The 21,139-nt window shown below is 53.9% G+C and carries 15 protein-coding genes; 5 read left to right on the top strand and 10 right to left on the bottom strand.

Annotation, left to right across the window (positions count from 1 at the left end):
* Positions 1-45: 45 nt before the first annotated feature.
* From J2Z18_RS03620 to J2Z18_RS03635, 4 genes are all read right to left on the bottom strand, one after another.
* Positions 46-720, bottom strand: a complete 675-nt coding sequence (locus J2Z18_RS03620) for an NAD(P)H-binding protein (protein ID WP_007130437.1) — start codon at positions 718-720, stop codon at positions 46-48.
* 254 nt (positions 721-974) lie between these two features.
* Entirely contained in the window at positions 975-1,256 is a 282-nt protein-coding gene (locus J2Z18_RS03625) for a hypothetical protein (protein WP_007130438.1), read from the bottom strand.
* Positions 1,257-1,284: 28 nt separating this feature from the next.
* The gene (locus tag J2Z18_RS03630) at positions 1,285-1,488 is read right to left on the bottom strand and encodes a CsbD family protein (protein ID WP_007130439.1); all 204 of its coding nucleotides are present in this window, start codon (positions 1,486-1,488) and stop codon (positions 1,285-1,287) included.
* 295 nt (positions 1,489-1,783) lie between these two features.
* Complete coding sequence (locus J2Z18_RS03635; protein ID WP_007130440.1) at positions 1,784-3,289, bottom strand: HD-GYP domain-containing protein; 1,506 nt, start codon at positions 3,287-3,289, stop codon at positions 1,784-1,786.
* Positions 3,290-3,996: 707 nt separating this feature from the next.
* Between J2Z18_RS03635 and J2Z18_RS03640 the strand changes: the two genes are divergently transcribed.
* Positions 3,997-9,720, top strand: a complete 5,724-nt coding sequence (locus J2Z18_RS03640) for a WIAG-tail domain (RefSeq protein WP_210094193.1) — start codon at positions 3,997-3,999, stop codon at positions 9,718-9,720.
* Between the two features lie 471 nt (positions 9,721-10,191).
* Here the strand turns inward: J2Z18_RS03640 and J2Z18_RS03645 are convergent, their stop codons facing one another.
* Positions 10,192-11,430, bottom strand: a complete 1,239-nt coding sequence (locus J2Z18_RS03645; RefSeq protein WP_007130444.1) for an MFS transporter — start codon at positions 11,428-11,430, stop codon at positions 10,192-10,194.
* 529 nt (positions 11,431-11,959) lie between these two features.
* Here J2Z18_RS03645 and J2Z18_RS03650 point away from each other — a divergent pair.
* On the top strand, positions 11,960-12,481 hold the full coding sequence (locus J2Z18_RS03650) for a sigma-70 family RNA polymerase sigma factor (protein ID WP_007130445.1): 522 nt from the start codon (positions 11,960-11,962) through the stop codon (positions 12,479-12,481).
* Positions 12,471-13,319 (top strand): hypothetical protein, encoded by an 849-nt coding sequence (locus J2Z18_RS03655; protein WP_210094194.1) that lies wholly within the window; start codon positions 12,471-12,473, stop codon positions 13,317-13,319. Before J2Z18_RS03650 ends, J2Z18_RS03655 begins: the two co-directional genes overlap by 11 nt.
* Positions 13,320-13,518: 199 nt before the next feature.
* Here J2Z18_RS03655 and J2Z18_RS03660 read toward each other — a convergent pair whose 3' ends face one another.
* From J2Z18_RS03660 to J2Z18_RS03675, 4 genes are all read right to left on the bottom strand, one after another.
* Positions 13,519-14,580, bottom strand: coding sequence for an NAD(P)-dependent alcohol dehydrogenase (locus tag J2Z18_RS03660; protein WP_007130447.1), 1,062 nt, complete (start codon positions 14,578-14,580; stop codon positions 13,519-13,521).
* 19 nt (positions 14,581-14,599) lie between these two features.
* Positions 14,600-16,297, bottom strand: a complete 1,698-nt coding sequence (locus tag J2Z18_RS03665) for a glycoside hydrolase family 13 protein (RefSeq protein ID WP_007130448.1) — start codon at positions 16,295-16,297, stop codon at positions 14,600-14,602.
* A 15-nt stretch (positions 16,298-16,312) separates the two neighbouring features.
* A complete protein-coding gene (locus J2Z18_RS03670; protein ID WP_028407336.1) occupies positions 16,313-16,675 on the bottom strand; it encodes a hypothetical protein in 363 nt (120 codons plus the stop codon).
* Positions 16,676-16,931: 256 nt separating this feature from the next.
* A complete protein-coding gene (locus tag J2Z18_RS03675; RefSeq protein ID WP_210094195.1) occupies positions 16,932-19,181 on the bottom strand; it encodes an ATP-binding cassette domain-containing protein in 2,250 nt (749 codons plus the stop codon).
* Positions 19,182-19,364: 183 nt separating this feature from the next.
* On the opposite strand from J2Z18_RS03675, the gene J2Z18_RS03680 reads away from it, so the two are divergent.
* Together J2Z18_RS03680 and J2Z18_RS03685 are read left to right on the top strand one after the other, a co-directional pair.
* A complete protein-coding gene (locus J2Z18_RS03680) occupies positions 19,365-19,919 on the top strand; it encodes a 5' nucleotidase, NT5C type (RefSeq protein ID WP_210094196.1) in 555 nt (184 codons plus the stop codon).
* A gap of 18 nt (positions 19,920-19,937) precedes the next feature.
* Positions 19,938-20,168 carry a hypothetical protein gene (locus tag J2Z18_RS03685; protein ID WP_007130452.1) on the top strand — a complete coding sequence of 77 codons (231 nt, stop codon included), beginning with the start codon at positions 19,938-19,940 and terminating at the stop codon, positions 20,166-20,168.
* Positions 20,169-20,497: 329 nt separating this feature from the next.
* Here the strand turns inward: J2Z18_RS03685 and J2Z18_RS03690 are convergent, their stop codons facing one another.
* Positions 20,498-20,773, bottom strand: a complete 276-nt coding sequence (locus J2Z18_RS03690; protein WP_007130453.1) for a phage holin family protein — start codon at positions 20,771-20,773, stop codon at positions 20,498-20,500.
* Between the last annotated feature and the right edge of the window lie 366 nt (positions 20,774-21,139).

The following is a 21,139-nucleotide window of genomic DNA, read 5'->3' on the forward strand; positions in this document are numbered from 1 at the left end:
TCTGTTATGTTCACATTGTAAACGTCCGGCTGCAGACTGGCAAATTTATTCAGCCGTATCGCCCAGCACATGAATGACTTCATTCGGATAGATGTGATGCCCCTTCATATCGGTAAGCCCGATCCTCACCATGGCGCGGGCCACCTTCAGTGAAGGGACTGCCCGGTATGGAGCGAGCTTCGGACGCCTGAACAGCACATCCAGAGAAGTCATCAATGCCGCAGCTGCCTGCTCGCCGAAACGGCTGTCCGGCCGCTTTCCAAGCAGTAAAGACGGACGGAACAGATGCAGGCCATGAAAGCCCATTTCGGTCAGGCCTTCCTCCATTTCGCCCTTGGTCCGAAGATAGAAATTCCGCACATCCGGGCTTGCCCCCATCGAGCTGACCGCCAGGAATTGGCGAACGCCGTGCCTTCTGGCAAGGGTCGCCGACTTCAGCACGTATTCCACATCGACCTTCCGGAATTGCTCCCGGGAGCCGGCCTTCTTGATCGTTGTCCCGAGGCAGCAATACACGCTGTGAACACCCGCGAAGGCTTCTTCGAAGCGTTCGAGCTCATCCCAATTCACGGGAATGCTCCGCAGACTCGGATGGGTAGCGTCAGGCGGTCTTCTCACCAGCACCCGGACCTCATTCATCTCGGGTCTCTTCAGCAATTCCTCGGTAACCTGTCCCCCTACAAGCCCCGTTGCCCCAATAACGAGTGTTATCCGTCCCATCTAACTGCCCTCCTTAATTATTCATCATCTAAATCATTCATCAGGTTAAGACCGCGGCTTATGGACAACCTGGACAGCTTAGATGTGGACAAAACCTCCGTCAAAGTTAGGCTGACCGAACTCCTGCTACTGAGATCATTCTACACCCCATAACGGAGCTGTCAACATACTTGAATCAGGTGAAACCACTCATGGACCATACAGCCGTTTACAGGAGGATGAGCCGCAGCTTAAATACAGAAAAAGAGTGCAAATCAGGCACGATTCGCACTCTTTCTCCAAGCGGTTATCAAGTTAAGCAGCGGCTTCCAATCTCTGCGGAACCAGCCGGGGGCTTCGGCATGCGCCGCGTCCCCCTCCGGCAAACCGCCCGTTATGGACGCCTCGCTCAAGCCTTCGTGAATAGGGAAGGGCTCCTCCTCCATCCAGACATAGTACTTCATATCAAACGTACTGACCATGTCTCCATGAAGCGTAAGCACCTTATCGTTACGAATATCGATCACCTTGCCGGTCACAACCCGGTTCTCCAACACGATCATTCGCCTCCCTTAATCTAAGGCTTTAATCCCGAAATCTGGCGCTCCAATCCGCATATTCGCGCTCTGCGGCATCCTTCGAATGTCCGTAGCGTTCCTGCAGCTTCCCAACCAATTTATCCTTCTCTCCGGCGATGACATCCAGGTCGTCATCGGTCAATTTGCCCCATTGCTTCTTCGCTTCACCCTTGATCTGGTTCCATTTCCCTTTAAAAACGTTGTTATCCATAGATATCTGCCTCCCTATCAAGTAATGACTCCTGCATTCATCTATCGTCTGTACATTGTGTTTACCCGCCTGCTGCCGCTCTGAATCCTTGAAGGAAGCTGTCATGGAAGGATCACCTTCTACCGCTTGCCTCACCTGGCGCCAATTCTGTAGGGAGGGTCACTGCTTTATCATCCATGCTATAGCCAAGGCAGCAGAGGGGCGAACACAGCAAAATGCCCCGCGAATCCATGAGGACCCGCAGGGCATCTATCTATCAACTGTACTTGAGGTCTGATGTAACAGCCTCTCATTCTTAGCGAATCGAGGCCACCTTTGTCTCGCTTTTCATATAATTCACGAACATGCCTGCAAAATCCGGATCCCACTGGGTCCCCTTGCCCTCCTCCAATATATTCAGCGCATCCGCCGATCGCATGCCGCTGCGGTAAGGACGATCCGACGTCATCGCATCATACGCATCCGCGACGGCAATAATCCGCCCGAACAACGGGATTTCCTTGCCCTTCAGGCCATCCGGATAACCGCACCCGTCATATCGTTCGTGATGGGATCGCACCCCTTCCAGGTAAGGAGCCATGGCGTCGGCCGGTTCAATCTGCAGCAAAATATTCTCGCCCTGCTGCGGATGCGTCTTGACCTGATTGAACTCCTCTTCCGTCAGCTTCCCTTCCTTCAGCAATATATGATCACGCACACCGATTTTGCCGATATCATGCAGAAGCGCCGTCTTACGCAGCAGATCGATCTCCTCCTCGCTGAGACCGGCCAGACGGCCGATCAGAACGGAATATTCCGCAACCCGAAGCGAATGACCGGCCGTGTAAGGATCTCTTGCATCAAGCGCGGCCGCAAGCGCCGCGAAGTAGCTGTCAAGCAGCTTACGGTTCCGTTCCTCGCGCACCTGAAGGCCGCGAACCATCATATTGAAGCCCGCGATCAGTGTAGAGAATTCGTCGGAATATAGATTCGAGGTCTGGATAAGGCGTCCTTCTTTAATTTCATTCATCGCCCGGTACAGCTGGCGGATGGGGCGCTGTAAATCCTGGGTTAAAAGCCATGCTCCGACATATGCGAATCCGACGCCGAGCAGCAGGACGAACCCTGCCCAACCCCAATACTGCTGCGGAGCAATTTTGTTAAGCCCCTCCAGCCTAATCTGGACGGCCAGCGAGAACAGAAAGAGCGGAAATGTGCCGATGAGCATCGTGCTTAGCAAAAATTTGGTGCGAATCGCCATGAATACTTGCCCTTCCAGCGAGAAATCGACACCATACCTCGACAGCGCATTCCGCCTTATTCCCTTGATCAGCGGGCGAATGGCGGCAATCGTCAGGAAGAACTCAATCATGGCATGGCAGCTGGCAAGGAGAACGGCTCCAAGTGACGCAAGCCATATGTAAAAGGCAGGAAAGCTCAGCTTCCCCTGCTCCATCATCCATAAGGTCAGGAGAATGGCCGGCAGCGACAGCCCGAGCAGATGGGGGCCGAATATGCGATAAACGGCGAGGCGCGGCATACGATGCACGTGTAAATAGGCTTTTTCAAGCAGATCCAGATCCGGGTTTTCCTCTTCAAAGACCGCACGGATCGGCTTAAGCTGCTTCAGGAAGACGCTGAGCTCCGAAACGCTCATGATCATGAACGAAATGGCAAGGATGACCATCAGACGCGCGCCTTCCTCGAAGGAAATTTCCAGGGTCGTTACCAATAATACGCCGCCGACGACAAGAACAGCCGCAATCGAGCCGATCATATAATTCCGAACAAGCTGATTAAGAAATGACTTATACAGTTGCATGGTCCGCCTCTACTTTCGTAACAGAAATAAACACCCCGTTTAAGCCGAACATCGGTCTGCAGCATCATTCACAAAATCCCGCATGAAATGAGGATAATTATCGAATTTGCTAAAATTGTCGTTACTATGAATATCGTTGGAAATGCCAAAAAAATCAAGAACTTTAAACCTCATTCGCCAAGATTCTTGAATATTTTTGCTTATCGGGCCCAACTATGATATAATAATAAACTGTTACATGAAGTTTAACCCCGTAAGTTCCTCGAAAATTGATATTACATCTCAGATGAAGTGGAAAATTCCTATTTAATGACCCTAAGAGTAAGAGTTTTAAGGAACGTTTTCTGATTCACACTGGAGCGGTCATCGGAGCCGCAAGGACGAAAGAGAGGCAGGGCTTTTGTTGTTTTGGAAGTAATGATTCTTGAATGACTTCACACACGGAACCGACTGTACAGACCGCATGCGTCTGTCAGGGGTTAAATTTTATAGGCGGCGCATTTCACGCCGCAATAAGGGACCTGGCTGCACAGCCGGGTCCCTTTTCCATTTTACCGGCAGCTCCCCATGGCGACTTCTATCGGAGAGGCCCCCTGATAAAAGCCCCGGCCGTTCGTCTGCTAAGCTCCCGAAACATCTGTGACAGCCGCCTACGCGTCTGCATAGGATATCGGAGACGATTTAGTATTCAGAAGGAGTGTGCCGTTTTGAAAAAAAAGAAGAAAACCTCATCCTCCTCTACCCAGCCCTTCAGAGTCGATCCGAGTACCCGGGAGATTGACCTGCTGGGGCGAGGTACGGGACGCAACTCCAAAAAAGACAAGGAGGCCCGCATCCTGTCCGCGGCTTCCGTCTTGGATTCCGAGGAAGACCTTGTTGGTCTAGCTGAACTGAAGCAGGAGAAAGAGAACGAACAACAGTTTGAACAGGAGATAAGGCAGGAACAGGAAGAGATACAGGAACAGATACAGGAACAGATACAGGAACAGATACAGGAACAGATACAGGTCATCCACGATATTCTGCCGGAACAGAACCCGAGCAATCCATTGAGCGAAGTTTTCCCGAGCCAAGAGAAACCTGCCGATACCTCATCCTTTGCGGCCATACATGCTGAACAAGAGCAGCTGCTGGCCGATAGGGAAATGCCCGGAGTGAAGGGAGCATTCATATACACCGAAGATATCGGCGAATATGCGATTACCGATAGCCGCATTGCCTCCCGGGCCGTGACCGCCTCCAAAATCGCACCCGGTGCCGTAGGAGCCGAGGCGCTTCAGGATTACAGCGTGAGCAGCATCCATATCACGGACGAGGCCGTTACCTCAAGCAAGATCGCCCCCCTGTCCATTACCAGCGATCACCTGATGGACGGCTCGCTATCCACTCGGAAGCTCCGCGACGGCGCAGTAAACGGAAGCAAAATCAAAGACGGCGCAATCACTGCCCAGAAGCTCGCGGATCATTCGGTCGAAGGGAATAAAATTGCCGATGGCGCCGTGACGGCCCGCCACCTGCAGCATCTGATCGTGACGACGGAGCTGCTTGACGATCAATCTGTCAGAGGCGACAAAATTGCCTCCAGCGGGATCGAAACCCGGCATCTGGCCAACGGAGCCGTGCACACCTCCAAGCTCGCTGACTACGCAGTCACGACAACCAAAATCCGTGACGGCGCGATCAGCAGCGAAAAGATTGAATATGGTGCCGTTTCCGGCTCACATATCCAACAAGGCTCCGTAGACAGCGGGCATTTGGCACCCGGATCGGTCACTGCCGAGCATTTAGCTTATGGCAGCGTCGGTTCTAGCCAAATCGCCGAAGGCGCCGTTGGTTCGGCACATCTACAGGCTGGCACCATCCTCTCCCGCCATATCGCGGACGGCGCGATCGGTACCGAGCAAATCAGACATGGCTCTATTGGAGATGAGCAACTCGCTTCTGGCGCCGTGGCTTCTCGGCATCTTGCCGATTCCAGCATTACAAGCTTCAAGCTGGCCGACCAGTCTGTCCATACGGCGAAGCTGGTGGAGCAAGCCGTCACTGCCTCCAAGATCGCAGACCAAAGCGTTCTCCCGAGCAAAATTGCTAACGAAGCGGTGCAGACCCGGCATTTGAGCAAAGGATCGGTAGAATCGGCCCATATTGTAGATCAAGCGATTTCATCCCAACATCTGGCTGAGCAAGCGGTGAAAGCGTCCCATATCGCGGAGGGCAGCCTGACGCCGAAGCATTTTGCAGCGGAAAGCGTAACCGGATCCGCCATAAAGCCTAAAGCGGTCGGACCGCAGCATCTGGCCGACGGCGCCGTAGCCAGGCAGCATCTTCAGCCTGAATCCATTGGCGAAAAGCAGCTGGCTTCTGGCAGCGTCACAAGCAGCAAGCTGGCGCTCGGCTCTGTCGGCGGAGCGATCATTGCGCTTGATGGCGTCACCTCCGTCAATATCGCCAAACAGTCGGTGTTGCAGCATCACCTAGCTCAAGGCAGTGTCGGAACCAGCGCTCTTCAGGAAGAAGCGGTGCGCTCGGCCCATCTGTCCGACCAAGCAATTGAAGCAAGGCATCTCAAGGCCGAAAGCGTACAGAGCAAGGCGCTTGCGCGAGGCTCGGTCACGGCGGACAAAATCGCGGAGGGCAGCGTGACCGAATCGGCCATCGGGAATGGCGCTATTGCCCCTCGCCATCTGGGCGACCACGCCGTTACATCATTAAAGCTGTCGCCAGAAAGCGTATCGACCGACAAGCTTGCGGATCTTGCCGTTACCTCCTCCAAGCTTGCAGAGGGCAGCATCACTGCAGATAAGATTGCCCAGAAGGCCGTACAATCAGCCCACCTGTCCCCGGGTTCCGTAACGGGAGAGGCGATCCAGAACCAGGCGGTTACTTCAGACAAAATTGCACCGCAGGCAATAGAAGGCGCTCATCTCGGCCTGGAATCCATCTCGGGCAAGCATATTGTTCAGGAAGCCGTCCACGGTTACCACCTGAAGAAAAAATCCGTCACATTAAATCACTTGGCGGACGAAGCCCGCTCTCCGGAGATGTTGTTTAATGACGGCAGCATTCCGGGTTCCAAGCTGGGAGATCAGTCCGTCTCGGAAGCCCATCTCTCCCCTGCGTCGGTATCCGAACAGGCTTTGAAACCAAACTCTGTCAGCGGGGACAAAATCAAGCCGCTCTCCATCAGCGCCGGGCACCTGCAGCAGGAGAGCATCCTGTCCGACCATCTGGGGGCAGACATTGTCAAATCAGAGCATATCGGAAACAATGCCGTAACGGATCGCCATCTTGCTCCGGATTCGGTCAAAACGCATCATATTCAGAACTCGAGCATTAAATCGGACCATGTCGCCGTTCAAGCCATTTCGGCCCGGCACCTGGCTGAACAAGCGGTAAATCAGGCTCATATTGCGGAGGGCTGCCTGATTCCGAAGCATTTTGCACCGGACAGCGTTACCGAATCCGCCATCGCGAACGGCGCCATTGTCCCCCGCCATCTGGGCGACCACGCCGTTACATCGCTGAAGCTGTCGCCGGAAAGCGTATCGACCGACAAGCTTGTGGATCTTGCCGTTACTTCCTCCAAGCTTGCGGAGGGCAGCGTCACCGCAGATAAGATTGCCCAGAAGGCCGTACAATCGGCCCACCTGTCCCCAAGTTCCGTATCGGGAGAGGCGATCCAGGACCAGGCGGTTACTTCAGACAAAATCGCACCGCAGGCAATAGAAGGCGCTCATCTCGGCCTGGAATCCATCTTGGGCAAGCATATTGTGCAGGAAGCGATTTACGGTTACCACCTGAAGAAAAAATCCATCACATTAAATCACTTAGCGGACGAAGCCCGCTCTCCGGAGATGTTGTTTAATGACGGCAGCATTCCGGGCTCCAAGCTGGGAGATCGGTCCGTCTCGGAAGCCCATCTCTCCCCAGAGTCGGTATCCGAGCAGGCTCTGAAACCAAACTCCGTGAGCGGGGACAAAATCAAGCCGCTCTCCATCAGCTCCGGGCACCTGCAGCAGGTGAGTATTCAGTCCGAGCATCTAGGGGCAGACATTGTCAAATCAGAGCATATCGGGAACAATGCCGTAACGGATCGCCATCTTGCTCCGGATTCGGTCGGGTCGCACCATATTCAAGAAACAAGTATTACTTCTTCCCATCTCACGGAAGGAAGCATTCTTGCAGGTCATATCGCGGAGGACTCTGTAAACAGCCAGCATATCGCAGAAGGTTCTGTCGGTTCCAATCATATTGAGCTGTTCGCGATTCAGAGCCATCACCTGGCGCCTTATTCCGTTAATGCCGCCCATCTGGGGAATCAATCCGTAGGGCACGTGCATCTGCAGCCAGACAGTGTCGGCGTGGATCAACTGCAGTCGGGTTCGGTAAGATCCCGGCAGTTAGCCGAAGGTGCGGTCCTTCCCCACCACCTGCAGATGCACTGCATCAGTACAGAGCATATCGAAGCCGGGGCGATTACGGCGGAACTCATAGCTGAAGGAACGATGACTGGAGATAAGATCGCGGATGGAACCATTGCAGGCTCGCACATTTCCGACGGCGCCATCGAGAGCAGACATCTCGGACCGGACGCCTTCAGCGGATTTACCCTCGCCGATGGAGCCATTGACAGTGCCAAGCTGGGAATGAGGGCAGTGACCAGCGCTCATTTGACCGACGCCGCTGTCACCGGAGTCCACATCGCGCAGGGCGCTATTACGGGATCGCATGTTGCCGATGGGTCGCTCGGCGGCGCGCAAATTGCTGATGGCTCCATTGAAAGCCGCCATCTGGGGCCGGATGCCTTCGACGGATTCACCCTCGCCGATGCTTCCGTTACCGGCGACCATATTGCGCAGGGTGCTATTACAGGTTCTCATATTGCCGATGGGTCTCTGGGGGGCACACAAATTGCCGATGGCTCCATTCAAAGCCGCCATCTCGGACCGGACGTCTTCAGCAGCTTCGCCCTTGCCGATGCTTCCGTTACCGGCGACCATATTGCGCAGGGTGCTATTACAGGTTCTCATATTGCCGATGGGTCTCTGGGCGGTGCGCAAATTGCCGATGGCTCCATCGAGAGCCGCCATCTCGGCCCGGACGTCTTCAGCAGCTTCGCCCTCGCCGATGCTTCCGTTACCGGCGACCATATTGCGCAGGGTGCTATTACAGGTTCTCATGTCGCTGACGGTTCTCTGGGTAGTGCACAGATTGCCGATGGCTCCATCGAGAGCCGCCATCTCGGGCCGGATGCCTTCGACGGTTTCACCCTCGCCGATGCTTCCATCACCGGCGACCATATTGCGCAGGGCGCTATTACGGGGTCGCACGTCGCTGACGGTTCTCTGGGCGGTGCGCAAATTGCCGATGGCTCCATCGAAAGCCGCCATCTCGGGCCGGATGCCTTCGACGGTTTCACCCTCGCCGATGCTTCCGTTACCGGCGACCATATTGCGCAGGGTGCTATTACAGGTTCTCATGTTGCCGATGGGTCTCTGGGCGGCACACAAATTGCCGATGGCTCCATCGAGAGCCGCCATCTCGGACCGGACGTCTTCAGCAGCTTCGCCCTTGCCGATGCTTCCGTTACCGGCGACCATATTGCGCAGGGTGCTATTACGGGGTCGCACGTCGCTGACGGTTCTCTGGGCGGTGCGCAAATTGCCGATGGCTCCATTCAAAGCCGCCATCTCGGGCCGGATGCCTTCGACGGTTTCACCCTCGCCGATGCTTCCGTTACCGGCGACCATATTGCGCAGGGTGCCATTACAGGTTCTCATGTCGCTGACGGTTCTCTGGGCGGTGCGCAAATTGCCGATGGCTCCATCGAAAGCCGCCATCTCGGGCCGGACGCCTTCGACGGTTTCACCCTCGCCGATGCTTCCATTACCGGCGACCATATTGCGCAGGGCGCTATTACGGGGTCGCACGTCGCTGACGGTTCTCTGGGCGGAAAGCAGATTGCCGATGGCTCCATTCAAAGCCGCCATCTCGGGCCGGATGCCTTCGACGGTTTCACCCTCGCCGATGCTTCCATCACCGGCGACCATATTGCGCAAGGTGCCATTACAGGTTCTCATGTCGCTGACGGTTCTCTGGGCGGCACGCAAATTGCCGATGGCTCCATTCAAAGCCGCCATCTCGGATTTACGCCAGTGCGCGGTACGGCCGGCCAGGCGAAGCTCCAACAATATGGAATGACGCCTTTCGTTTTGAGCGGCCCCGAGGCCAAAGCCGAAGTGGGGGTTCAATTTGAGGAGCCTTTTGGCGGCATCAACTATGTCATCGTAGGCATGAGCAACAATCCCGGCTTCCAAATTTCGCTGAAATCCCAGCAAGAAGACAGCGCCGTGCTCGAGGTTGTGCGCCAGCCCGGCTGCAATCTGGCCTACGGCTTCATATCTTGGATTGCGATTGGCCCTTCCCTGTAGAACGTGCATAATTCTTTATAAGACTCCCCCGATCTCAGCGTCTTGGGGGAGTCTTTTTGTACACGGCTGCAGCTAAAGCTGCCCATCAGGGGATGTGCATGATTGTAAGTGTAAGCAGCAATTCCCGACCTATGAAAAGCACGGCAATCTGCTAACATCCTCCGCTCCTGGACAGCTTATCAAATGGTCTATATTATGCCAAAAAAGACGAGCCATAGAGCTCGTCTTTCAATATGAATGATAATCCCTTGATCATCCGAAATCGGGCGGACCGAGTAGCCCCCTGCCTTCTGCAGTTGAAAACAGGACCCTTTTAAGTACTTGTAACGCGGCAATCGCCTTTTACTGCCGCTACAGGACCCTTTTAAGTACCTGTGGCGCGACAATCGCCCTCTACTGCCGACACAAATCCCTATTCGGTACATATGACGGACCCGTGCTGCATTACGAAAAAATGCCCCAGCGTATTTTTCATTGCGCCTTATCTGGAGCGTTTTTACCCGACGGCCATCGGGACCGTGCCCCGAACGCGTAGCAGCCAGATAAGAACAATATCCCTGCCGCTGCCATAAAGGTCGCCCTGACACCAAACCGGTCTGTGACATACCCGAACAACAGCGTAGACGCTCCAAAAACGAGTGAGATCAGCGAGCTTTGGGCCGCATACACTTTGGGCATCAGCTGCAGGGACACGCTCCGCTGAAGCATGGTTTGCAATGAAACCGCCTTGAGCTGATCAAACAGACCAAACCCTGCCGAAAACATCAAAGCCAGCCACGGCATCGAGGTCATTCCGAAGCCAAGCGTCATCAGGCTGATGCCGAAGGAGGAATATACGGTTAAGCTGCCGATATGGCGATCAATCCACCTCGAGCCCTTCATGCCGCACCATCCGCCTGCCATCAATCCCAGAAAAAAGCTGGCGTTAATATATCCCCACCAAGCCTCTTCCTTGTGCAGCACCTCGGACACGTATACATATAGGATAGCAGCGATCCACACGACTCCGGCAATGGATTCCAGCACATATATGACGTGGATCGTCCGCAAAGCAGGCTGTTTCCAGATGAGTACCCAGCCTTCACGCATGGAGCTCCAATACGGAGGACGGTCCCTCCGTTCGCTTGAGTCGCCTGAAACGAGCGGATCCTCCATCCTGTTCATCAAAACAGCTGCAGCCGCTGCCAGTACGACGGTCAGCCAAATGACCTGACCGCCTCCGACCATGGCGACCAGCATTCCTCCGGCAGCCCAGCCGCCTAGCTGAATGATCTGGTCAACTACGGCAACGAAGCTGTTCGCCCGGGTTAATTCATCCCGCGGAACAAGCCGCGGGAGCATTGCATGGCTCGCCGGAGCGGCCCAGCCGTCCAGGAACGAGATAAGGAACACCATGCCAAGAATCACATACACCGTCATCTCTTGATTCCCCAGTGCATATCGGGTCATGACGAGCAGCAGCAGTGCTGTTGTTTTTCCCCATTGCGAGATGAGAAGCAGCAACTTCAGGGCATATTTGTCCATCAGTACGGGCGCAAAGCCCCCGCTAATAAATCGAGCAAGCGTAGTAACAAAAGGAATCATAGCCATATACATGGCAGATCCCGTGATCTCATGGACGATCGCCATTAGCCCGACAACGTAAAATAAATCGCCGCAATTGGCGAGGGCCTGACCGGTCCAGAGATAGCGGAAAGATTTGTTATTCATGGTTCTACCCCGTTTCTTTCAGTATTCAATTGTATGGGTGGTGGGGTAGTAACCTACATGTTCCGGCCTCGCTTCCTAATCTTATATGCTCACATGTTAACATTATTCCCTATCGCTTGTTAACCCCAAGAAACGAAATCACCCCAGGGAATTCCTTGCGTGAAAGATGTCTTCTACTCTGGCGTCTAAGGGTTTCCTGAAACTCCCATGACTTTTTAGTCATGCGCTAAAACTATTTCGGCTCCTACTCGGTCTAATAGTCGGTGTGGCTAACAAGCATGAAGCTGGCCAGCCAATGATGCGCGCGCGAGCATCGATCCTGTACAGCAACAACCGATTATATGAGCGGCAAGATTTGACGCAGAAACAATCCGTGTTTTAAGCAGGTGTAACGGAGTTTAGACAGTGGCAATCGTGTTTATGCAGCTTCGGCCGAGTTTCATACAGCGGCAGCGACTTGACGCATAAGCAATCGGTTTATGCTGCAATCGATCCTGTACAGCATCATTAAGACGTTAAATAGCAAGGAGTGAGTGAACTGGCCAAGGCACTTTCGCAACAGCAGTTCAGCGAACATATTACGAGGTGCAGCGGCAAGCTGTACCGGGTGGCATATTGTTATGTCAAAAATGAGCAGGACGCGCTTGATATCGTCTCAGAGGCGACTTACAAGGCTTATCTTTCCTTCGAGCGGATGAAGACGCCGCAGTATTTCGAATCCTGGATTACCCGGATCGTGATTCACTGCGCGCTCGATCGTCTGAACCGGAACAAGCGGATCGCCTTTATGGAGGATCAGACCCAGGAGTACGCGGCCGCCGAGCTTGCCGTTCCGCTGGAAGAGAAGCTGGATTTATATGAGGCAATGGACCGGCTTGCGCCGGAGGAGAAGGCGTATATTATTTTGAAATTTTTCGAGGACCTGCGCTTCAGAGACATGGCCGATGTCCTGGAACTGCCGGAGAACACGGTCAAAACCCGGTTTTACCGAATCATCGGAAAGCTTAAACAATATTTGATCGAAGGAGAGGTCGAGGGATATGACAGGTAAGGATCGTTATGAACAGATCGAGATTCCGGCTCAGCTGGCTAATGTGATGGAGTCGGCCCGGCACAAAGCGGCCGCGCGCAAAAGATCCCTGCGCTTGATGCGATACTCGAGCGTGGTTGCCGCAAGCCTCGCCCTGTTGTTTGTCGTTAACATACCGGGCGTTGCCAATGCCTTGTCCAAAGTCCCGGTTGTGGGCAGCATTGTGCAGGTGCTTCAGTTTGGCGGGGGCGGTGAGCGGACCGATGGCGTAAGCGTCAACACCGAAACTGTAGCAGATGTGCTTCGCATCAACTTCGACCAGGCAGGCGAAACGGTATCCAGCGTGCCCTCCTATACCGTAGAGCACCGGGAAGCGCCGAACCGGCTCATTTTTACGCTCAACGGCGTTCGAAATTTCGATTACGATGCAGTCAAGAGCGATCTGCTGGCTCTTTCGCTTGTGGAGGACGTCTATGAAAATATCATCCTGGATGATTCCGCCATGCGTTTTGTGGTAGAGTTGAAGGATGGTGTGACCCACAGCGTGTCGGAGTATCGGGATCCGGGGTATATCGAGCTGAAGCTTGCCTTTACCGGCAAACAGGCAACGCCGCGCGAAGTGTTTTATATCCGTAGTGAAGCTATGCCGCAGGGAGAGTCCCTCGCAATCCTCGAGGAGATATACTACGAAGATGACGTAACGTTCATTAAGACAGCCGGCGGTGGTTTCATTGCCGCGATTGGCGGATTCGATACCCGGGAGGAAGCGGAACAGAGGCTCAGCGAAATCTCATCCCGTGAAGGCTACGCCGGGGATCTGCGCATTGACAGCTGGATGAGCAATGCCCATCCGGAATAAGAGGCTTGGGAGGATTTCACCCCTTTATTGGGAAGACATACATTTAACGAATCCCCAAAATGTACAGCAGCCCGGCTCCATGATGATTGGAGCCGGGCGCTTGCTGCTAAGTAACTTTTGGGATTAGGCACTAATGAAATTTAGAGAACCGTATCATCCAGAGTGCTGCTGTGCCGAGAAACGAACGAATGGGCGCTTTTTATGACGTCCGTCCCGGATATATCATAACCTTCACGCTGGTGTCCTTCTGCGTCCGGGCCAGCTCCACGGCCTCCTGGATCCGGTCCAGCGGGAATTCATGGGTAATGATATCCCGGATCCGGCTGCTGCTGCTCTGCAGCAATCGAATCGCCGCCGGATACGTATTGGCATAGCGGAACACGCCGTACACGTCCAGCTCGGCATCCACCAGTGCGCCGATATCGACAGGAATGGCGTCCTTCGTCGGCAGGCCGACAAACACGATCCGTCCGCCACGGTTCACGTAGCCGATGGAGCTTCCAATCGCGACTGCATTGCCGGACGTCTCGATGATCAGGTCGACGCCTTCTCCTCCAGTCAGCTCCTTCAGCCGCTCAGGCACGTCATCCGACAGCGGATTGATTACGCCAGCGGCTCCGATCCGCGACGCCAAATCGCGCCGGAATTCCACTACATCACTTCCGTACACCTGCGATGCCCCGGACAGCTTGGCCGCCTCGATGGCCAAGAGGCCGATCGGTCCGAGGCCGAGCACCAGCACCCGGTCCTCCGGGCGGATCCGGCCGCGGCGAACCGCATGGAGACCAACGGACAGCGGCTCCAGCAGCGCCCCTTCTTCAAAAGACATATCGTCCGGCAGCTTAAACAGAAAATCGCTGCGAACCGCCACGTATTCCGCCCATGCCCCATCCACCGGAGGGGTAGCCATGAATACGACATCCGGGCAGAGGTTGTACCGGCCGCTCTTGCAATACGCGCAGCGACCGCAGGTTACGCCCGGCTCGACGGCGACACGGTCTCCTACCGATACGTTCGTCACTCGATCCCCGGTCTGAACCACAATGCCTGCTAGCTCGTGTCCCAGAATCAGCGGCTCCTTAACCTCATATCTGCCGATGCGCCCATGTTCATAGTAATGGACATCCGAACCGCAAATGCCGATGCAGTAAACCTGAATGAGCGCTTCATCCGGCTTCGGCTCGGGAACGGGAACCTGCTTCACGCCGATCGACATCGGCTTGTCCAGAACGGCCGCTGCCATCATTTTCGATTGTGACATACTGACAACACCTCGAATCTCAAGTAATCGCTTTCCCCTGTAGTGTAACACGATATACAACCGCTTCATAAGGGCGCAGCGTGAATCGGTCCTGTAGAATTTCGGCTGGCGTATAATTGGAGAGAACGACTTCGAGCTTGCGCTCCCGCCACGGGGAGGGCATGCGAAGCTCGGGGGTGTTTCCAAAAAAGTTCAAGACGATCAAATAAGCCTCATCCTCTAAGCTTCGGGAATACATGAAAATTTCCGGATGTTCCTCCAGCCAATCGTCATAGGTGCCGTAAATGAGCGTTTGACTGGATTTCCGCAGGCGAATCAATGCTTTGTAAAAGTTCAGGATCGAGTCCGGATCCTTCTCCTGCTGCTGTACATTGATCTCATGGTAATTCGGGTTCGTGCGGATCCACGGCACAACGGTCGAAAAGCCTCCGTACAACGAGTCATCCCACTGCATCGGGGTTCTTGCGTTATCGCGTGCCCGATATGCGATTCTCCGCATCGTCTCCTCCACGTCCTTCCCGTCCAGCAGCCGCTCCCGGTAATAGTTGTAGATCTCTACATCCCGGTATTGGCTCAGCTCGCTGAAATCCGCATTGGTCATGCCGATCTCCTGTCCTTGATAAATGAACGGCGTCCCCTGCTGGAGCATGAAGAAGGTAGCCAGCATCTTGGCGGATTCCTTATGGAAATTCACGGGATCGCCGAAACGGGAGACGGAGCGCGGCTGATCATGATTCTCCATAAACAGCGCATTCCAGCCGACGCCCTCAAGTCCCTTCTGCCACTTGCGGGTAATACGCTTCAGCTCCGCCAAATCCCACGGGGCAAAATCCCAGCGGCCCTCCGCTCCGAAATCCATGCTGACATGCTCAAATTGAAAAATCATATTGAAGGCCCCGTTCTCCTCACCGATCCACAGATCGGCCTCGGAGACATCGGTTCCGCTGGCCTCGCCCACCGTCATAATGTCATACTCCGCAAAGGCTTCGCGCTTGAACTGCTGTAAAAAGTCATGAATGCCTTCAATATTGCGGTGGCCCGGATTCGCATCGACATAGCGGAAATTGCCCGGATTCGGCATGTCCGGGAGACCCGGCGCTTTTTTGATATGCGTTATGGCATCCACGCGGAAGCCGTCAATGCCCTTGTCGAGCCACCAGCGGATCATCCGGATCAGCTCCTGCCTCACCTCCGGATTCTCCATATTAAGATCCGGCTGCTTTCTCGAGTAAAGATGCAGGTAATATTGGTCGGTTTGCTCATCGTACTCCCAGGCGGAGCCGTTGAACATCGACGCCCAATTGTTGGGCTCTGCCCCTTCCTTGGAGTCGCGCCATATGTAATAGTCCCGTTTGGGGTTGTCCCGGGAAGACCGGGATTCAATGAACCACGGATGCTCATCCGACGTGTGGTTCAGGACCAGGTCCATGATCACCCGCATGCCCCGGTCGTGAATTTCCGCCAGCAGCCGGTCAAAATCCTCCATTGAGCCGAATTCCTCCATGATGGCATGATAATCGCTGATATCATAGCCATTGTCATCATTGGCCGATTTATAGATCGGGCAGATCCAGATCACGTCGATGCCGAGCTCCTTCAAATAATCCAGGCGGGAAATGACGCCAGGAAGATCGCCGATGCCGTCTTCGTTCGTATCCATAAAGCTGCGCGGGTATATCTCATAAGCGACAACTTCTTTCCACCATACTGTTCGCATTGTTAGTATCCCCCGTTATGTATGCGGCCCGTGCGGTAGCTGACAGGACGCTGCAATGATTGAATGGTGCAGGCAGGAGAGGGCTGGCGTAACTGCAGCGGGCGTAATCGCAGCTAACGTAACTGCAGCTGACGGAACTTCAGCTGGCGTAATTGCAGCTAACTTAACTGCAGCGGGCGTAATCGCAGCTAACGTAACTTCAGCTGACGGAACTTCAGCTGGCGTAATTGCAGCTAACCTAACTGCAGCCGGCGTATCTTCAGTTGACGTAACTTCAGTTGACGCATCTTCAGCCGGCGTATCTGCACCCGGCGTAAGAGCGGCCCGCTCATCATTCGGAAACTGCTCTCCATGCCTCTCCTGTACCTGCCGCTGCATCCAGTATTGCCGGATTGCCCTGCTTATAAGCCCTCCATGTGGGAGGCCATCCTGAGTTGGTCGGTGAGGCTTCCTGAAACGAGCTGTTAAGGCGACTTCTTCATTGGCACTGTTTGAGGACTTCGTGTGAATCGGAGACGTTGGGGGGCCTCCTGAATCGGAGCTGCTGGGGGACTTACTGAAAAAGAGCTGCCCCGCAGCAGTAAACACCACGGTTTAGGACAACTCCAGCATCGCAGGTCTTAAGGATGATTAATCACACCACATACTTGGCGGTGAGCGAATGCTTCGCCTTCACCAGCTGCGCAGGTGTACCCTCGAACACAACCGTTCCGCCCCGGCTGCCGCCCTCCGGCCCCATATCGATAATCCAATCCGCCTGCCGGATGACGTCCAGATTATGCTCGATGACGATCACCGAGCTACCGTTATCCACCAGCCGGTTCATGATTTCGATCAAATGCCCGACATCGGACATATGCAGCCCGGTCGTCGGCTCGTCCATCACGTACACCTTGCCCTGCTTGTGCAGCTCGCTCGCCAGCTTGATGCGCTGATTCTCTCCCCCGGAGAGGGTGCTGAGCGGCTGACCAAGCGTCAAATAATGCAGCCCGACATCATGCAGCGCCTGGAGACGAAGGATGATCTCCTTGTTTTCGAAAAAATCCAGCGCCTGCAGCACCGTCATATCCAGCACCTCGGTGATCCTTTTGCCATTCAGCTTGTATTGGAGCACCTCGTCCCTGAAGCGTCGTCCCTCGCATGTTTCGCATGGCGACACAACGCCTTCCATAAAGGCCAAGTCCGTGTAGATAAAGCCCAACCCTTGGCATTCCGGGCAGGCTCCCTTCGAATTGAAGCTGAACAGCGACGGGCTCTGTCCATTCGCCTTGGCAAACCGTTTCCGAAGATCGTCCATGATTCCGGTGTAGGTGGCCGGATTCGAGCGAATCGAGGTGCTTACGGCAGACTGGTCAATGACAATCGCTTCGGGATGCTCCGGCAGGAAGGCATGGTGAATGAGCGAGCTTTTGCCCGACCCTGCTACCCCAGTGACAACCGTCAGCACGCCTTCCGGAATATCGACCGTCACGTTTTTCAAATTATGCACGTTCGCGCCGGAAATCCTCATATGGCCGGAGGGCTTTCGGAAGCTTGTTTTAATCGGCAAGCTCTGCTTCATGAAGCGCCCGGTTAAGGTGTCCTCCTGGCTGTACAGCTCTTCCACCGTTCCTTGAAAAACAATCTCTCCCCCACGGGTTCCCGCGTAAGGCCCGACATCCACCACATGATCGGCGATTTCGATCACATCCCGGTCATGCTCCACGACCAGCACCGTGTTCCCTTTATCGCGCAGCTTGCGCAGCATCCCGTTCAGTCGCTGCACATCCCGCGGATGGAGCCCGACGCTCGGCTCATCGAAGACATACATCATATCGGTTAAGCTGCTGCCCAGATGACGGACCATCTTGACCCGCTGGGACTCGCCGCCGGACAAGGTGGTCGTCTCCCGATTCAAGGTCAGGTAATCCAAACCCATATCGATCAAATGCTGCAGCCGTTCGGTTAAGCTGTCCACCATCGTCTGCGCGCTCGGCTCCCGAATGCTCTCAATGACCTTCTTCAATTCCGGGATCTCCATCGCCGTGCACTCAGCAATATTGTAGCCGTTGATCCGGCAGCTTAAAGCCGCTTGGCTGAGCCGGGTCCCTTTGCATAACGGGCAAGGGGCGTGCGTGATGAAATTTTTGACATGGTTCATCGTCCGTTCGGACAGCTCGCTGCTGTCCCGCTGAATGTAGAGCCGATTAAATTTATGAACGAGCCCTTCAAATTCGGCTTCGATCGGCCCGCCCTTGGACGGAAACGACACCTTGCGATCCTTGCCGTACAGCAGCAGCTCCCACTCCTCGTCGGTATAGTCCGAGAGCTTCTTGTCATTATCAAAGAAACCGGAATACGTGTAGTTTCTTAAATACCAGCTGTCTACCGAAAAGATCGGGAACAGCACCGCTCCCTCGTTCAGCGATTTCGACGGATCCAGAAGCTTATTAAGATCCAGCTCGACCTTCTTGCCGATCCCCTGGCATTCCGGGCACATCCCTTGCGGGTCATTAAACGAGAACGCGTTGGAATACCCGATGAACGGCTTCCCCACTCTGGAGAACAGCAGCCGCAGAATCGAATACAGATCCGTAATCGTTCCAAGCGTCGACCGGGAATTGCCGCCCAGCCGCTTTTGATCGATGACGATGGCCGTGGACAGATGATCGATCGAATCGACATCCGGCTGCTTATGCCGAGGAAGGCGATTGCGGGCGAATGCGGTAAAGGTCTCGTTCAGCTGGCGCTGGGCCTCCGCGCTGATTGTATCGAACACGATCGATGATTTGCCGGAACCGGACACGCCGGTAAACACCGTGATTTTCCGCTTCGGAATTTGCAGTGACACGTTCTTCAGGTTGTTCTCCCTTGCTCCCTGAATGTCGATAAACGAATGTGACATCCTAAAATCCTCCTATGCCCTGTAATGTGCTTCCATTATAAGAATGAATCATGACATGTACTGTCTTAATTGAAGGAAAAGACCAAAAAATAATGAATGGTTTGCCATTGCTCATCCAGTCCGTTACAATTACGGGAAAATCATATTTATTCCGGTTCCGGATTATGGGAGAATAATAGAGATATGAGTAAAAAAATCGTAGCGATTGATATGGATGACACGATCTGCCACCTGATTCCCAAAGCCATTCACTATCATAATTTACAGTATAAAGACCTGCAGCTTACGCTGGATCAGATTACGGACTACAACCTGAGTGAAATCTGGCATCCCGAATGCTCGGAGGATTTCTTCTTCGGAAAGCCCGGTTTATATGAGGAGCTCGACATTTTTGATGAATATACCATTGACGAAGTCGAGCGGATGACGCACGATTATGACGTCATTATCATTACGGCTGCCCGCCCGTCCTCCGTGCCCGAGAAATGGAAATGGCTGCAGACGCATATGCCGTTTATACCGTTCGATAATTTTTTCGTCGCCAAACGCAAATATTTAGTAGAGTTCGATCTCCTGATCGACGACGGTCCGCATAACGCGATTGCGGCAAGGGAAGCGGGGAAGCAGACGATCCTTATCCCGCGTCCATGGAATGCGCATATTCAGCATGAATTCATCCTGAAGGATTCCTGGAAGGGCATGAACGAATTGGTCGGCCGGATTTTGTCCGAAAAATAACACTCAAGGGGATAAACAATGAATATAGAACGAAATAGTAGGTACTTGTCGCAAGACGTTCATTTCTTTGCAGCTGCGCTGTCGGAAACGCTCGTATCCGTATGGGAAGAGGATCCCGCCAGCGTGTATGTGGAGGTTGAGCGTGGATACATCGAATGCTATACGCCCGACGTAGTCCGTGTCCGGAATGAAGAAACCGGTCTGGTCAGCCACTACAGCCGGGATACGGCTATGTTTCAGCGCATGTAAGGATTTTATGAGGCAGTCCCGTAATTCTCATTACCTTATTACAGTCTAAAAATGCCGAGCATAACACAAGAAGGTGCCCCATAAGATCGATAGATCTTAGGAAACACCTTCTTTTTTGTGGGAAGAAATGCTTCGGTGCACGAAGCATTTCTTCCCGGGATTCGAGCGATTACCCAGATTGCGTTTGACACCCGCCCGTAACGATTCCTCCCTCGTCTGCTTGTCCGATGCTGTTTAGGAAGAAGAGCTGGATTTTTTATCAGTCCTTATGCCTCCAAGCCGTATATCCGCCTCTAATCGCTTGGAGTACTCGAAGATAAGCCGGGCATTTACTTCTTCTTTCCGGAAATCGCCTCTGCCGTCTGCTTTACAGCCTGATGGCCGAATACGGCAAATGCGCCCGCGATAATACCTTGTATGATATTTTCAACGCTCCAGCCTATAAGGCCTGCCGTGAACAAAATGGATACCACGATAACGACATAGATGATGCTCCAATTCGGAACCTTTGGCGTTTGCTTGAGCACGTAGCCGATGACCCAGCAGGCGACAACTACCAAGGACAGCCTCGGGTCGATCATCTGTGCAATAATGCTCCATTCCATGGCATATCCCTACCCTTCCTCTGATGTCTTTCTACTACATCCTATTCTCGGAATCTATCGATTTGCTTGGACTCATGCCCTGTAACCCCCTACCTTGTGCAGTCCCGCTAACCAAGCCTTTATTTGGCTGTCATTGTTTGATTCTTTGCATTTCTGAGTGCATTTTTGAGGCATGCCAAGCAGTCTCTGCGCCACTGTTAACCGTCCATAGCTGCCAAGCACCCAATGCGTAATGAAGAATTTCGCTTGGGTACTTAGGGTTACTTAACGTACTCTTCCTCTACTATCAAGGTATGCGGGACAGGAGGTGGAATATTCAGAGTTTTTGAGAAGAAGCGGATGGATATAGCACAACTTGATCGATCC

It is taken from the genome of Paenibacillus lactis (assembly GCF_017873605.1).
Taxonomy (GTDB): domain Bacteria; phylum Bacillota; class Bacilli; order Paenibacillales; family Paenibacillaceae; genus Paenibacillus_AQ; species Paenibacillus_AQ lactis.

What these genes read in the sequence shown, in the direction of transcription:
- J2Z18_RS03620 (WP_007130437.1), bottom strand. Translation starts at nt 720, where the DNA reads ATGGGACGGATAACACTCGTTATTGGGGCAACGGGGCTTGTAGGGGGA.
- J2Z18_RS03665 (WP_007130448.1), bottom strand. Translation starts at nt 16,297, where the DNA reads ATGCGAACAGTATGGTGGAAAGAAGTTGTCGCTTATGAGATATACCCG.
- J2Z18_RS03680 (WP_210094196.1), top strand. Translation starts at nt 19,365, where the DNA reads ATGAGTAAAAAAATCGTAGCGATTGATATGGATGACACGATCTGCCAC.
- J2Z18_RS03655 (WP_210094194.1), top strand. Translation starts at nt 12,471, where the DNA reads ATGACAGGTAAGGATCGTTATGAACAGATCGAGATTCCGGCTCAGCTG.
- J2Z18_RS03675 (WP_210094195.1), bottom strand. Translation starts at nt 19,181, where the DNA reads ATGTCACATTCGTTTATCGACATTCAGGGAGCAAGGGAGAACAACCTG.
- J2Z18_RS03685 (WP_007130452.1), top strand. Translation starts at nt 19,938, where the DNA reads ATGAATATAGAACGAAATAGTAGGTACTTGTCGCAAGACGTTCATTTC.
- J2Z18_RS03635 (WP_007130440.1), bottom strand. Translation starts at nt 3,289, where the DNA reads ATGCAACTGTATAAGTCATTTCTTAATCAGCTTGTTCGGAATTATATG.
- J2Z18_RS03690 (WP_007130453.1), bottom strand. Translation starts at nt 20,773, where the DNA reads ATGGAATGGAGCATTATTGCACAGATGATCGACCCGAGGCTGTCCTTG.
- J2Z18_RS03670 (WP_028407336.1), bottom strand. Translation starts at nt 16,675, where the DNA reads ATGCAGCGGCAGGTACAGGAGAGGCATGGAGAGCAGTTTCCGAATGAT.
- J2Z18_RS03660 (WP_007130447.1), bottom strand. Translation starts at nt 14,580, where the DNA reads ATGTCACAATCGAAAATGATGGCAGCGGCCGTTCTGGACAAGCCGATG.
- J2Z18_RS03645 (WP_007130444.1), bottom strand. Translation starts at nt 11,430, where the DNA reads ATGAATAACAAATCTTTCCGCTATCTCTGGACCGGTCAGGCCCTCGCC.
- J2Z18_RS03630 (WP_007130439.1), bottom strand. Translation starts at nt 1,488, where the DNA reads ATGGATAACAACGTTTTTAAAGGGAAATGGAACCAGATCAAGGGTGAA.